Source organism: Geobacter sp. 60473 (assembly GCF_036323535.1).
In the GTDB taxonomy this organism is placed as follows: Bacteria; Desulfobacterota; Desulfuromonadia; order Geobacterales; family Geobacteraceae; genus Geobacter; species Geobacter sulfurreducens.
In genome coordinates, this window is sequence record NZ_AP028967.1 from 2,260,178 (window position 1) to 2,274,046 (window position 13,869).

Annotated in this window: 12 protein-coding genes; 8 read left to right on the forward strand and 4 right to left on the reverse strand. The window is 65.0% G+C overall.

Annotation, left to right across the window (positions count from 1 at the left end; genetic code table 11):
* Positions 1-32 precede the first annotated feature (32 nt).
* Positions 33-242: a hypothetical protein gene (locus AABA48_RS10185; RefSeq protein ID WP_286350356.1), complete on the forward strand. Its 210-nt coding sequence runs from the start codon at positions 33-35 to the stop codon at positions 240-242.
* Complete coding sequence (locus tag AABA48_RS10190; protein ID WP_286350357.1) at positions 217-831, forward strand: AAA family ATPase; 615 nt, start codon at positions 217-219, stop codon at positions 829-831. The genes AABA48_RS10185 and AABA48_RS10190 overlap by 26 nt, the downstream gene beginning before the upstream one ends.
* Here AABA48_RS10190 and AABA48_RS10195 read toward each other — a convergent pair.
* From AABA48_RS10195 to AABA48_RS10205, 3 genes are read right to left on the reverse strand one after another with little or no spacing between them, the layout of a single operon-like run.
* Positions 828-2,153, reverse strand: a complete 1,326-nt coding sequence (locus AABA48_RS10195) for a radical SAM protein (RefSeq protein WP_286350358.1) — start codon at positions 2,151-2,153, stop codon at positions 828-830. The two genes, AABA48_RS10190 and AABA48_RS10195, sit on opposite strands and share 4 nt — an antisense overlap.
* A 47-nt stretch (positions 2,154-2,200) precedes the next feature.
* Positions 2,201-2,725 carry a chromate transporter gene (locus AABA48_RS10200; RefSeq protein WP_286350359.1) on the reverse strand — a complete coding sequence of 175 codons (525 nt, stop codon included), beginning with the start codon at positions 2,723-2,725 and terminating at the stop codon, positions 2,201-2,203.
* Positions 2,725-3,279 carry a chromate transporter gene (locus AABA48_RS10205; protein ID WP_286350360.1) on the reverse strand — a complete coding sequence of 185 codons (555 nt, stop codon included), beginning with the start codon at positions 3,277-3,279 and terminating at the stop codon, positions 2,725-2,727. Before AABA48_RS10205 ends, AABA48_RS10200 begins: the two co-directional genes overlap by 1 nt.
* Positions 3,280-3,422: 143 nt before the next feature.
* Between AABA48_RS10205 and AABA48_RS10210 the strand changes: the two genes are divergently transcribed.
* Complete coding sequence (locus AABA48_RS10210; RefSeq protein WP_066357785.1) at positions 3,423-4,517, forward strand: AAA family ATPase; 1,095 nt, start codon at positions 3,423-3,425, stop codon at positions 4,515-4,517.
* On the opposite strand, the gene gptM is transcribed toward AABA48_RS10210, so the two are convergent.
* Complete coding sequence (gene gptM, locus AABA48_RS10215) at positions 4,503-5,795, reverse strand: geopeptide radical SAM maturase (RefSeq protein WP_286350361.1); 1,293 nt, start codon at positions 5,793-5,795, stop codon at positions 4,503-4,505. The two genes, AABA48_RS10210 and gptM, sit on opposite strands and share 15 nt — an antisense overlap.
* Positions 5,796-6,495: 700 nt before the next feature.
* Between gptM and AABA48_RS10220 the strand changes: the two genes are divergently transcribed.
* From AABA48_RS10220 to AABA48_RS10240, 5 genes are all read left to right on the forward strand, one after another.
* Complete coding sequence (locus AABA48_RS10220) at positions 6,496-8,286, forward strand: TonB-dependent receptor plug domain-containing protein (protein WP_286350362.1); 1,791 nt, start codon at positions 6,496-6,498, stop codon at positions 8,284-8,286.
* 20 nt (positions 8,287-8,306) lie between these two features.
* Entirely contained in the window at positions 8,307-9,179 is an 873-nt protein-coding gene (locus AABA48_RS10225; RefSeq protein ID WP_286350363.1) for an ABC transporter substrate-binding protein, read from the forward strand.
* A gap of 3 nt (positions 9,180-9,182) precedes the next feature.
* Positions 9,183-10,757 (forward strand): sensor histidine kinase, encoded by a 1,575-nt coding sequence (locus AABA48_RS10230; RefSeq protein ID WP_286350364.1) that lies wholly within the window; start codon positions 9,183-9,185, stop codon positions 10,755-10,757.
* A 19-nt stretch (positions 10,758-10,776) separates the two neighbouring features.
* A complete protein-coding gene (locus AABA48_RS10235) occupies positions 10,777-12,792 on the forward strand; it encodes a molybdopterin oxidoreductase family protein (protein ID WP_286350365.1) in 2,016 nt (671 codons plus the stop codon).
* Positions 12,793-12,901: 109 nt separating this feature from the next.
* Complete coding sequence (locus AABA48_RS10240) at positions 12,902-13,840, forward strand: chemotaxis protein (RefSeq protein WP_286350366.1); 939 nt, start codon at positions 12,902-12,904, stop codon at positions 13,838-13,840.
* Positions 13,841-13,869 lie beyond the last annotated feature (29 nt).

Below are 13,869 nucleotides of genomic sequence, written 5' to 3' on the forward strand. Positions count from 1 at the left end.
AGATTGGACGTGTACCGATTGTGGAGGCAATCATGAAACATGCTGAAAAACAAAAGGAATCCTGCGAGCAGACCAAGGAGATTTCCGAGAAGGAATTGAATGAAATCATGAGGGCTGTCGCCGAGCAGACCAAGGCCCAGACCATCGAGCTGAAGCAGCTGCTTCGAGACAACCTGCGGCGCGAGATTGAGTCGGCCCGCGAGGCGTTCCAGGCCCATGGCGAAAAGCGCTCTCAGGCATAAGCTGATCGTCATTGCCGGGCCGAACGGTTCGGGCAAGACAACGTTCACGAGCCAGGTCCTCAGACACGACTGGTCGGAGGGCTGCATCTTCATCAACCCCGATGAGATCGCCAAGAATGAATTCGGTGACTGGAACTCTCCCGAGGCTGTAATGAAAGCTGCGGCCAGGGCTCAGGAACTCAGAGAGGAGTGCTTGAGGGGAAAAAGGAGCATGCTCCTGGAAACGGTTTTTTCCGTCCCGGAAAAACTGGATTTTATCAGGCGGGCGAAAGAGGCCGACTTCTTCATCCGCTTCTTTTTCATCGGCACCGACAGCCCCGCCATCAATGCTGCCCGCGTCGCCAGGCGGGTCATGGCAGGCGGTCACGATGTCCCCATCGCCAAGATCATTTCCCGCTACCAACGCTCCATTGCCAACAGCGCCCTGGCGATCTCCATGGTTGACCGGGCATATGTGTACGACAACTCGATCGACGACCGCGAACCCAAAAAGCTCTTCCGCATGAGAGATGGGCGGGTTTTCAAGACCTACCGGGATCTGGCGCTGCACGAGTGGGCCCAGTTGGTCGTGGAAGGACTGCCCGCCTAGCGGATCGGCCACCCCTTCTCGTACCCCGCCGGAAAGAAGTTCTCCCTGGTCCGGTTGTAGTAGCCGTACTGGATGTGGGGAAACTCCCGCTTCACCCGCTCCAGCATCCGGTACATGCCGATGCCCCGCCCCGTGGCGCCCATCCGCTTGTTGTAGAAATCCGGGTCAATGGACAGGTTCCGCATCTGGATCATCTTCACCCCGGTCTCGCCAATGAAGCGGAGCAGGGCCTCCACCTCGTCGGCGCTGTCCGACACCCCCGGCGACACCAGGTAGTTGATCATGGTGAACAGCCCCCGCTCCCCCGCCAGCCGCACCGACTCCTTCACGTCGGCGAAGCGGTATCCCACCGGTCGGTAGTACCGGTCGTAGACCTCCTCCCGCACCGAGTTCATGGAAAAGCGCATGGAGTCCATGCCCGCGTCGCAGAGCATGGCGATCCGGTCAGGGAAAGAGCCGTTTGAGTTGAAGTTCACCGTCCCCCGGCAGGTGGCCGCCTTCAGCCGCCGCGTGGCCTCGGCCACGGTGTCCGCCTGCATGATCGGGTCACCCTCGCACCCCTGGCCGTAGGAGACGATGGGCTCCGGCGCCTCCAGCAGGTGCGGCAGGGCCAGCTCCACGATCTCCTCCGGCGTGGGGACGAAGCCGATCCGCTCGTGGTTGGCCGGGCAGCAGTCCGAGGGCTGGAGGCTGATGCACCCGAGGCAGCGCGAGTTGCATGCCGGCGAGGTGGGAAGCGGCGCCTCCCAGCGGCGGAAAAAGAGGTTCTTGGCCGCAAAGCAGTGGTAATCCACCGCGCAGCGGGCCAACTGCTCCAGGAGCCGGTTGCGGGGCATTTCCGCCAACCGCTGCCGCACCAGTGGGTCCAGCTTCCGGTCGTCGTAGTTGCAGGGGTTCCAGTTCTGGTTGGTGTCCACCCGGCTCGCCGCCACCACGAAGCAGTCCCGCTCCTCGTCCCAGCCAACCGCCGTGTACGACCAGAGGGGCAGGTGCACCTTCTTGCGCGAATAATCGCACGCCGGCAGCAGCAGCCGCACGTACCCGGGCGCCATGAAGGCCGACACCGCCTGCACCGGCATCGGGCGCCGACCCTCCCGCACCGAGGCCACGGCCACGAACTTCCGCTGCTGCTCGTCCCAGGCAACGGGCGGGGTGTCGGGAATGGTGAAGAGCCGGCTCCCCTCGGGCAGCGGAATCAGCTCCACCGATTCGGGGAGCACCGTCTCGGGGCCGCTCATGCCGGCCATGCAGAGATGGGGATGGTCGAAGATGTTTCCTTTGGCGTCGGCGTAGAGGAGTTTGGGGAGGGTTTTGCGTTTCATGGGGTTACCTTACCACAGGCCGATGGGCGTTGCCAACGGCGGCGGCATCACGAAAAATGCAGGAAATACCCCAGGGCCCCGGCGCCGAGGATCACGAACATGGGACTAACCCGGGTGAACTGGAGGATGCCGAACCCCGTCGCCATGAGCAGCACATCGCGGAGGGTGACGATGGAGGTGCTCCCCAGATTCCAGGCGGCGGCCGCCACCAGTCCCACCACGGCGGGCACCACCCCGTCCAGCACCTCGCGGATCAGGCGGATGTTCCGCAGCCGTTCGTAGCGCCGGGTGAGGAAAATCATCAGCATGGTGCACGGCAGGAAAATGAACACGGTTCCCACCAGGGCGCCGGCAAAGCCCCCGGCCCGGTAACCGGCGAAGGTGGCCAGGATCGCCAGGGGCCCCGGCGTGAGCTGGGAGAGGGCCATCCCGTCCAGGAACTCCTTCAGGGTCAGCCAGCGGTACTGGTCCACCATGATCCGGTGCAGCAGCGGGATCAGGACGTACCCTCCCCCCACGAAAACCAGGCCGATCTTGAGGAAGGTCCAGGCGATGGTGACCAGCGGCGCCATCAGCGGTGCTCCCGGTGGAGATAGGACCGGCCCAGGGACCAGAGGGCCGCCAGCACAAGGACCGCCAGGCCGTTCACCTTGAGGAACGAGGCCAGGGCAAAGGCGAGGGCCGCGATGACCCACCGCTCCGCCCCCTTGATCTTGCGGGCCATGCCCAGGGCCGCCACCAGGATCAGGCCGATGATGACCGGGTTGGTCCCCCGCAGGGCCGCCTGGAGCTCGGGAAGCTGGTTGTAGCGGAAGTAAAGGAACGACAGGAACGAAACCAGAAGGAACGACGGAAGGATGAACCCCACCGCAGCCGCGGCTCCACCGAGACGGCCCCGCAGGGTGCATCCGACGAAAGTGCAGGAGTTGAGGGAAAAGGGGCCCAGGAACTGGCCGAATGCGAGCCCGTGCATGAACTTCTCGTGGCTCACCCACCGCTTCTCGTGCACGCAGACCCGCTCCACCAGCGCCACCACCGCCATGCCCCCGCCGAAGCCGGTGATACCCACCAGAAGAAACGTCCTGAAGATCTCTGCCAGCGATACCCGCCCCGTCACCGTTTCCATGACCGGCAGTTATAGCAGCCCTGCGCCGCTGCGGGCAAGGGGAAAGGAAATGATGCGGTATACACGCTTGCATCCGTTTCAATGGTAAAATTATACTGTCATTTCGGGCTGTGTATCACCATCCACAAGGAACCGTCACACCAATGAGCAGAAAGATTTTTATCGCCGCCACCGGCATGAACGCGGGCAAGACCACCATCAGCGTCTCGCTCATGCACCTGGCGCGCAAGAAATACGGCCGGGTCGGCTTCATCAAGGCCGTGGGCCCCAAGTGCCAGGTCTTCAACGGCATCACCGTGGACAAGGACGCGGCCCTCATGGCCCGCATCTTCGGACTTGAAGAGGACATCGCCCACATGTCCCCCGTGGTGCTCGGCCGGGGCTCCACCAAGAAGTTCATCGACGGCGAGATCCCGGCGCTCTGGCCCGTGGAGCGGATCACCGAGGCGGTGGCCGCCCTGGAGGAGAAAAACGACTTCCTGATCATCGAAGGGTCGGGCCACGGCGGGGTGGGCTCGGTCATCGGCCTCAACAACGCCCGGGTGGCCAGGATCACCGGCGCGCCCGTGATCCTGGTGAGCGGCGGCGGCATCGGCAACGTCATCGACTCGGTCCAGCTCAACCTCCCCCTCTACCGGATGGAAGAGGTGCCGGTCAAGGCGCTTGTGGTCAACAAGCTCCTGCCCGAGAAGCGGGAAACCTCCCTCTCGTACCTGGGCCGCTCCTTCAAGCCCTACGGCATCGAGGTCATCGGCGCCTTCGACTGGTCCCCGGTCCTGGCCAACCCGACCCTCAACCACATCTCCCGCCTGCTGGAGCACCCCCTGCGGGGCGACCAGACCCAGGGGACCCGCATCGTCCACCACATCCAGCTGGGGGCCGCCTCCTCCCAGAAGGTCATCGACGGGCTGGATCAGTCCACCCTGCTGGTGGTCACCAGCTCCCGGGACGAACTCCTGGTCACCATCTCGTCCCTCTACCACATCCCGGCCTACCGGGAGAAGATCGCCGGCCTGGTCATCCCCGGCCACGCCCCGGTGTCGGCCATCACCCAGCAGATCCTCGACGGGAGCAACATCCCCGTCATCCGCATCCGCGAGACCACCGCCGACGTCTTCTCGGCCATGAAGCACCACGTCTCAAAGATCAGCGCCGAGGACACCGAAAAGATCGAGCTGGTCAAGGCCCAGGCCGAAGAGATTCTGGATTTCGATTACCTGGATTCACTGCTGGACTGAGCGGCCCGGCGCCAGCCCCCGGCGCACCATCGTCTCCACCGTGCCGGCCAGGTACTCCCGCTGGCACGACACGCCGGTCACCGCCCCGGCCTCCACCAGCTTCATGAAGCGGCAGCCGCCGAAGCAGAGGGGGAGCCAGGAGCAGTCCAGGCACTCCTCCCGGCGCCAGATATCGTAGCCGTAGGACGGTGCCGTGGGGCTGAAGCCGGCGCGCAGGTCGCCCACGGCGTACCCCTCGTGCCCCATGAAGGCCGGGCACTTGTAGCAGCGGCCGTCGGCGTCCACGGCCAGGTCGCTCTCAAGCTCGATCATGCAGGAAAAGGGGCCGGGCTTGGGCACGCCGAAGCCCCGCTTCACCAGCTCCTCCCGCAGCACCAGCTCCGCCTCGGCCAGCCACGGTTCATCGCAGGTCGCGCACCCCTCGGCGAAGTGGGGCAGCGCTCCGTTCCCCCTCCCCCCCACGGCCGGGGTGAAGCGCACCGTGCCGAGCCGGTCCGGGGTGAACCCCTCCGCCAGCAGCAGGTCCAGGAGCGCCGGGTATTCCCGCCAGGTCTCCCGGGTAAAGTTCCCTCCCACATGAATCTTCACCAGATCGACCACCTCGCCCATTCCCCGCAGGATGTCGTGGAAGCTCCCGGCACCGCCGCCGTAGGGACGGTACCGGTCGTGCACCCGGGGCGGGCCGTCCAGGGTCACCTTGACCGACTCGATCCCCAGGGCCGCCAGGTCCGTCATCACCGCCCGGTTCAGCAGGGTGCCGTTGCTGACCATGTTGCCGTGGAACAGCCCGCCCCCCGCGGCCCGCAAGGGCTCAGCGATCCGCCTGATCAGGTCAGGCCGGAGCAGCGGCTCGCCGCCGTAGAAATCCATATCCACCCGCCACCCCTTTGCCAGGTACTCCCGCTCGATCATCGCGGCCAGAAGGTCCGCGGTCTCCTCGCTCATGTCGCCTTCAGGCGCCTGCCCCCCCTCGAAGCAGTAGGGACAGGCCAGGTTGCAGCGCCGGGTGAGCACCGCCACCATGCCGGCCCGGCGCCGGGCGGCGTTGATCCGGTCGAACCAGGCGAGCATCTCCGCCCGCTCGGCCTCGGGGCCGGGCGCGAGAAAGCCGTGCTTCTCCAGGGTCTCGGCCGCGGCAGGGGAAAGGGTGCCAGCCCGGGCCGCGTCGAGGGTGGACCGGGAAACCCGCACCACCGCGCCGGTACGGCAGGAGAAGAGGATAACGTGGTCGGGTGATTCCGAACAAGGGTAAGAGGAGACATAGCGGGAGAGGGTCATGGGATGGACTCCGAGAGAGGAAAAAACTCCCCCCTTTACGAAAGGGGGGAGGGGGGATTTGAAATCTTTACGGCATATCCCCCTAAATCCCCAATTATTCGCAAAGGGGGACTTGATTGAGAACATGCCGTGCGCCTCTGCCCCTTTGCTGCGTCCGATGGAGCGAGGGGAGCCCTGCCAGCGGCCAAGGCATCGGGGCGGTATTCTTTGCATACCTTCTTCGGCCGCCCAAAGAACAGATACGTGGTGCCGGGGTCAAAGTCCCCCCGGCACCACGCGGGAATGCGGAATCCCCGGGCCGTCGGTGGCTCCGGCAAAGGGTTTTCCATGAAATAGCGGAAAGAGAAAGGGGCCATCGCCCCCTCATCCTTCCTGCGGCTCACTACTCTTCCGGTTGAACCCTCGTAGTTACCAACGACGACGTACAACAGGCCGTCGGCCCCTCCGGGTGCGCCGAGTTCCCGGCGTCAAGAACCGTCACCCCGTCCGTTATTTGACTCATTAGCCTCCCCCCTTCCCTTGGTCTGACTTCACTGCCCTGCCGGACAAAAAGCAATGGACATTCGCTGCGGTCCTCTGCTATAAGCCATACATTCGCTCCAACTTTGCCAGTCTCATTAAAGCAAGTGCCATGCCAACCCAGAGATCCGTTAAAACTTCGAAAACGCGCGCCGGAAGCCCCTTCCGGCGCCTTTCGTTGTTGCTTACTGGGCTCTTCTTTTTCTTAGGCTTCCTTTCCCTGACCATACCCTTCACGGCCCACGCCGAAACCGACAGCGACCGGGAGCTCCTGGAACTCTACTACGAGCCCCACGACCTGACCGTCTCCACCGCCACCCGCTCCCCCAAGCCCCTCTCCCGCAGCGCAGAGAACATCACCGTCATCAGCGCCGACGAGATTGAGGCGATGAACGCTCACACCCTGGCCGATATTCTCGCCACGATCCCCGGCGTTCAAGTCCAAGGAAACACGGCTCCAGGCGCCCCTACCCTCACTGAGTTCCCCGGAGCCACTACGCGGTTTATTCAGATACTGATCGACGGGGTCCCCATCGACAACGAATCCGATAGCTATGCCATCCCCGGCATGGTACCGGTCCAGATCATCGAACGGGTGGAGGTCCTGAAGGGGCCTGCATCCTCAAGCTGGGGTTCGTCCCTGGGGGGAATAGTCAACGTCATCACCAAGGAACCGGCCCCCCACACATCCTTCAGCGGCGCCGCTTCCTTCTCCGGCGGCGAGAACGGCACCCGTGACGCCCGAGGCGAGCTTTCCGGCACGATGGGCCGCCTCGGCTACTACTTATCGGGTGGCAACCTCCAAAGCAACGGCTTCCATCCATTCAACGCCACCGAGAACAACAACCTCTACGCCAAACTCCGCTGGAGCTTGGCCGACCGGGGCAGTGTCCGCCTGACCTTAAACTCCATGGAGACATCCCCACAGTTTGGCCTTATCTCGTTCGCCGGATTTTCAGATCGACTGAAGCTGCGCATCCTCCAATCGACCCTTTCGCTCGACTACGCCCTGAACGACCGGCTAACCTTCAATACCCTCATCAAGGGAACACGATTCGATTTCACTGAAAGTTTTGACGACATCAGCACTGGCGAGCGTTTAGCCACCATAACTAACGACGAAAAAACAGCCGGCGGCACGGCCTACCTCACTTGGCGCCAGGGACTCCAGACCCTTACCGGAGGGATCGAATTCGACCATGGACAGGCCCAAAACCCCCTCTTCAACATCAACGGAACTAACGATAAGTGGGGCTTCTTCCTGAACGATACCATCGCCTGGGAGCGGTTCAGCATCACCCCGGCGGTCCGGTACGACCTCACCAGCCACTCCGGCGACTTCTTCAGCCCCAGCATCGGAGCAACCCTCGGCATCACCGACAAGACCCTGCTCCGGGCCTACGCCGCCCGGGGCTACAACCTGCCGATCCTTACGCCGGGGTTTACCACCAGAGACATCGGCTGGACCGTTCAGGCCGGCCTCGAAACCACCGACATCCCCTTCCTCTGGCTTAAGGGGACGTGGTTCCGCAATCAATTCAAGGAGCAGGGCAATACCGTGACAAGGACGCTGCGGGAAGGGTTCGAGATCGAGGCCCGCTCCGCTCCGCTTTACAACTCCTGGCTCACCGCCGGCTACGTCTTCACCGACGCCAAGAACCTGCAGACCGACGAAAAACTTCCCGGAGTCGCCCGCCACATCTGGGATCTCGGGTTTCACTACGACGACCGGACCTTCCGCGGCGCTCTCACCGGTGCGTACCGCTGGTGGAACACCCCCGGCGACTGGGGCGCGAAATACAACAACTTCATTTGGGACCTCAACCTGGGGTGGCGCTTCTTCCGGAGCGACAACACGGAGGCCGAGTTCTTCGCCACCGGCCACAACCTGTTCAACGGCGCCCAGTATCACGACGAGATATTCAAGAACCCCGGCCGCTGGTTCGAAGGCGGCCTGCGCATCAAATGGTAAGGGAAACTATTTAGGAACCCATGACGGCACGTATCTTCCACATACTCGCCTTGCTGCTCCTCTGGGGCTTCCCGGCTTTCGCCGCGGAGGTCGTGGTGGTGCAGGGCGAGCGGAACATCCCCTACGAGGCGGCAGTGCGCGGTTTCGAGGGGACGGCCGGAGTGCGTTCCGTGGAGCGACTGGTCCTTGCGGAGATGCGGGGCGCCGACGTGGTGCGGGCCGTGCGCGAGGCGCGCCCCCGCCTGGTGCTGGCCGTGGGCCGCGAGGCCCTGAGCCGGGTGAGGGAGATCCGCGAGATTCCGGTGGTGTACGTGATGGTGGCCTCCCCCGAATCGATCGGCGCCCTGGGCCGCAACGTTACCGGGGTGACCATGACGGTGGCGCCCGAGCGCTACCTTACCTTCATCCGCGACAGCCTCGGCGGCCGGCGGGTGGGAATCCTCTACGACCCGGAGCGCACCGGAGCCATGGCACGGCAGGCCCGCACGACGGCCGAGCGCCTTGGCATCACCCTGGTGGAAGGGGTGGTCCGCTCGCCCCGGGACGTGCCGCGCATCCTGTCGGAACTGGCGGGCAAAACCGACGCGCTCTGGCTCTTCCCCGACGCCACGGTGCTCACCCGGGAGGGGCAGGAGGCGATCTTCCTCTTCTCCCAGAACAACCGGGTGCCGGTGGTGGCCTTTGCCGAGAAGTACCTGGGCACGGGAGCCCTGGCGGCGCTGGCCATCGATCCTGCCGACCTGGGCCGCCAGGCGGGCAGGATGGCCCGCCGCATCATGGACGGCATGGGCGTCGAGAGCGTGCCGGTCGAAGGTCCGGCCCGGCCGGCTCTCAAGCTGAACGGCTCGGTGGCCCGTCACCTTGGAATCGACCCGGCACGGCTCGGAGAGTAACCAATGGGTGCGAACGCTCCTCCAGCGCGTTCTTTTTTTGCCGTTCTCCGCACGAGCTTCCGGGCGAAGCTCTTTACGGTGATCTGTCTCTCGATCATCGCCATCTCTACCTGTTTCGCCGCCTTCTTCCTCTACAACCAGTACCGCTCCCTGCACGACAAGCTCCTCACCGAGGGCCGGCTCATGACCCGGCTCCTGGCCCACAACGCGCGGCTCCCCCTCTTTGCGGGCAACACCGACCAGCTTCAGGAGGTGGTTCAGGGAGTCATTGGCCACGGCACTGTGCTTGAAACGGCCATCCTGGACCGGGAAGGGCATCAGCTGGCCCACTTCGTCCGCAATAATCCGCGTAACGCCAAAAGTGTTCCAACGGCTTTTTCCCCGCCCGGTCCTGGAGTGGAGGGACGCATCCACAACGGACAGGACTCTCTGGAGTTCGTGGAGCCGATCCTGGCCCAGCGTTCGGCCGACAACGAGGAAGACCTCTTCTTCGAGGGCGGCCGGGAAAGCAGTACTGTCATCGGATCGGTGCACCTGGTGATGGACGAGAGGCCGCTCCACCGGGAGGTGAGCCGGCTGGCAGCCACGGCGCTGCTGGTTACCGCCGCTGCGCTGGTGGCGGTAATCGGGGCACTCTACCCCGTGATCAGGGGAATTACCCGGCCGCTGACCCACCTGGAGCGGGGGGTCAGGGAGATCGCTGCGGGCAACAAGGAAGTGCGGGTGCCGGTGGAATCCCAGGACGAGTTGGGCTCCCTGGCGGCATCATTCAACAGCATGGCCGAGTCGCTGCTCCAGCGCAAGCTGGCCCAGGAGGAGTCGGAGCGCACGATCCGGGAACTGAATGTCAACCTTGAGGAGATGGTGCGTCAACGGACCGCCGAGCTCATGGCGGCCAACCGGGAACTCGAGTCGTTCAACTACTCGGCCTCCCACGATCTGCGGGCGCCGCTGCTCCGGCTGCGCGGCCTGTGCCAGGCCCTGGAGGAAGACTGCGGCGACCACCTGGACGGGGATCTGCGCGACTACCTGGACCGAATCGCCGAGGTTGGGGTTCAGATGGAGCGGGTCATGTCCGCCATGTCGAGCCTGTTCCGGGTTCAGCGCCGGGAGCTTGAACTGCAGCCGGTGAACCTGAGCGAACTGGTAGAGAAGGTGGTTGCGGCCCACCGGGCTACGGAACCCCAGCGGCAGGTGGCGGTATCGGTGGAACCGGGGGCCACGGCCACGGGGGACCCTGAACTCCTCTGGGTGGCCCTGGACAACCTGATCGGCAATGCCTGGAAGTTCACCTCCCGCAGGGCCGACGCGCGGATCGAGTTCGGCAGCATGCCCCGGGAGGGTGAGCTCGTCTATTTCGTTCGCGACAACGGCGCCGGCTTCAACATGGGCTATGCCCACAAGATCTTCGAGCCGTTCCACCGGCTCCACGGCCAGGACGAGTTCCCCGGCACCGGCGTGGGGCTCGCCATCGTGCAGCGGATCATTTCCCGTCACCAGGGCCGCGTCTGGCTCGAAAGCGCCGAGGGGGCAGGTACCACCTGCTACTTCACCCTCCCGGAGAGTGCCCCGGCCTGATCCTCCCAGAGAGGCGACCATGCCTGAACTGAAGCGTTCCGTCTGCCCCTATGACTGCCCAGATACCTGCGGCCTGCTGGTGGAGGTCGAGAACGGCCGCGCGGTGCGCGTGACCGGCGACCCCGACCACCCCTTCACCCGGGGCACCCTCTGCCCCAAGATGCTCCACTACGAAAAGACGGTCCACTCGCCCCGGCGGCTGACCACCCCGCTCGTGCGGACCGGCCCCAAGGGGAGCGGCTCGTTCCGGCCCGCGTCGTGGGACGAGGCCGTTGCCGCCATTGCGGCCCGCTGGCGCGAGATTATCGCCGTCCACGGGGCCGAGGCGATCCTCCCCTATTCCTATGCGGGTACCATGGGGCTGGTGCAACGCAATGCCGGGCACCCCTTCTTCCACCGGCTGGGGGCGTCGCGGCTGGAGCGGACCATCTGCTCGCCGGCCAAGGAGGCGGGGTGGAAGGCAGTCATGGGCGATACTCCGGCCCCCCATCCGGACGAAGTGGCGGAGAGCGACCTGGTGATCCTCTGGGGGATCAATGCGGCGGCCACCAATATCCATTTCCTCCACGGAGTGCGCGAGGCCCGCAGGCGGGGAGCCCCGGTCTGGGTGATCGACACCTACCGGACCCCTACGGCCGCCGCGGCCGACCGGGTGATCCTGCCCCGCCCCGGCAGCGACGGGGCACTGGCCCTGGGGATGATGCACGTGCTGGCCCGGGACGGCCTGGTGGGCCGGGCATTCCTGGCTGAACGGGTGCAGGGGTACGATGAGCTGGCGAAGCGGATTCTCCCGGACTATCCCCCGGAGCGGGTGGCGGCCCTCACGGGCATCCCGGCGGCGGAGATCGAAGAGCTGGCCCGGCGCTACGGCCGGGCGCGCGCCCCCTTCATCCGCCTGGGGAGCGGGCTCTCCCGCTACGGCAACGGGGCCATGACGGTGCGCTGCATCGCTGCCCTGCCCGCCCTGACCGGGGCCTACGCCGTGCGGGGCGGCGGCTGTCTGGCCTCAACGAGCACCGGCCCCGCCTTTGCCCTGGGGGAGGTGCTGCGGGAGGACTTCATGGCGCGGCCCACCCGCGTCGTGAACATGAACCGACTCGGCCACGCCCTGACCGAGCTGGCAGACCCGCCGGTCATGGCCCTGTATGTGTACCACTCGAACCCGGCCGCGGTGACCCCGGACCAGAACGTGGTGATCCGGGGGCTCAGCCGGGACGACCTCTTCACCGTGGTCCACGAGCGGTTCCTGACCGACACGGCCCGTTACGCCGACATCGTGCTGCCGGCCACCTCGTCCCTGGAGCACGCAGACGTGTACCGGGCCTACGGCACCTACTGCATCCAGCGGGCCCACCCCGCCATCCCGCCCGTGGGGGAGAGCAGGTCCAACTGGGACACATTCGCCCTGCTGGCCGGGGCCATGGGATTCGAGGAGGAGTTTTTCCGCCGGAGCGCCGGGGAGATGATCGACCGGCTCCTTTCGGTCCCCACCGCCATGCGGGCCGGGATCGACCAGGCCCGGTTCGACGCGGGTCTGGCCGTTGAACTCCCCCTGGCCCCCGATGCACCGCGCACCTTCGCCACTCCCTCGGGCAGGGTGGAGATCCTCAATCCCCGCGAGCCTGAACCGCTTCCCCGTCACATCCCCTGCCACGAAGACGCGGGCGAGCTTCCCCTCAGGCTCATGACCGCCCCCACCCCCTATGCACTGAACGCCTCCTTCTACGAGCAGGGAGAGCTGCGGCAGAAGCAGGGGGGCGCCATGTCGCTCCTCCTGAACCCGGCCGAGGCAACGGCCCGTGACCTGGCCGACGGGCAGCGGGTGATCGCTGTCAACAACCGGGGCCGGGTCGCCTTCATCCTGCGGATCACCGACCGGGTTCCGCCGGGGGTGGCCGTGGCCGAGGGGGTCTGGTGGCTGGAGCACGCCCCGGGCGACCGGACCGTGAATGCCCTCACCAGCCAGCGCCTGACGGACCGGGGCAACGGCAGTACATTTTATGATACGCGGATCGAGGTGCTCCCCGCCCCGTGACGGCCTTTCCGCAACTTTTTCAACAGCCTGGCTAAAGTTTCCTCATGCACGGCCGATACGTTAACCATGCCTTCATCCTGAAGGCAATCACTCTGCGAGGTTAACGGCCATGGCGGAACCGAGAATTCTCCTTGAAAGCGGCACCAACGAACTCGAAATCGTCGAGTTCATGATCGATGAAACCGACCCCAACGGCGAGACGGTTCACTCCTACTTCGGGGTGAACGTGGCCAAGGTCCGCGAGATCATCCGCAAGCCCCAGATGTGGAAGGTGTTTAACGCCAATTCCGCCGTGTCCGGCATGATGAAGTTGCGGGACAAGGTGATCACGGTGGTGAACCTGGCCACGGTGCTGGGCAAGGAATTCAGCGCACTGACGCCCGACCGGGTGGTGGTGCTGGAGTTCAACCGGATGATGGTGGGCGTGCTGGTAAACGGGGTATCGCGCATCTACCGGATTTCGTGGGAACAGGTGGAGCCGCCGGTGCGGGCCATCGAATCGGCCTACGTGACCGGGGTGGTGAAGATGGAGGATCGGATCATCCTGATCCTCGATTTCGAGAAGATCGTGGGCGAACTCTGCTCCGAGGAGACCCTGCGGGCCCTGAGCGAGGAACAGCTCCTGCCCGGGCCGGTGCTCGACCGCTCCCAGCGCCGCATCCTCGTGGCGGACGACTCCACCTTTATCCGCAACAGCATCTGCTCCAGTCTGCGCGGGGCCGGCTACAACGTGGAGGAGGCCGAGAACGGCGAGGATGCCTGGAACATGATCCAGGACAAGCTTACCCGCTGCCGCGCCGCCGGGGTCAACCTCAGGAGCGAGCTGGACCTCCTGATCACCGACGTGGAGATGCCGAAGATGGACGGCCTCCACCTGACTACCCTGGTCAAGAAGGACGACGTGCTCAAGGATCTGCCGGTGCTGATCTTCTCGTCCCTGGCCAGCGACGACAACAAGCGTAAGTGGAAGGACCTGGGCGCCCTGGACATCGTGACCAAACCCGACCTGCCGAACCTGGTCAAGATAGCTGACAGCGTCATGCATTGAGATTGCGGCTCATCTGCCCATCAGGCCCC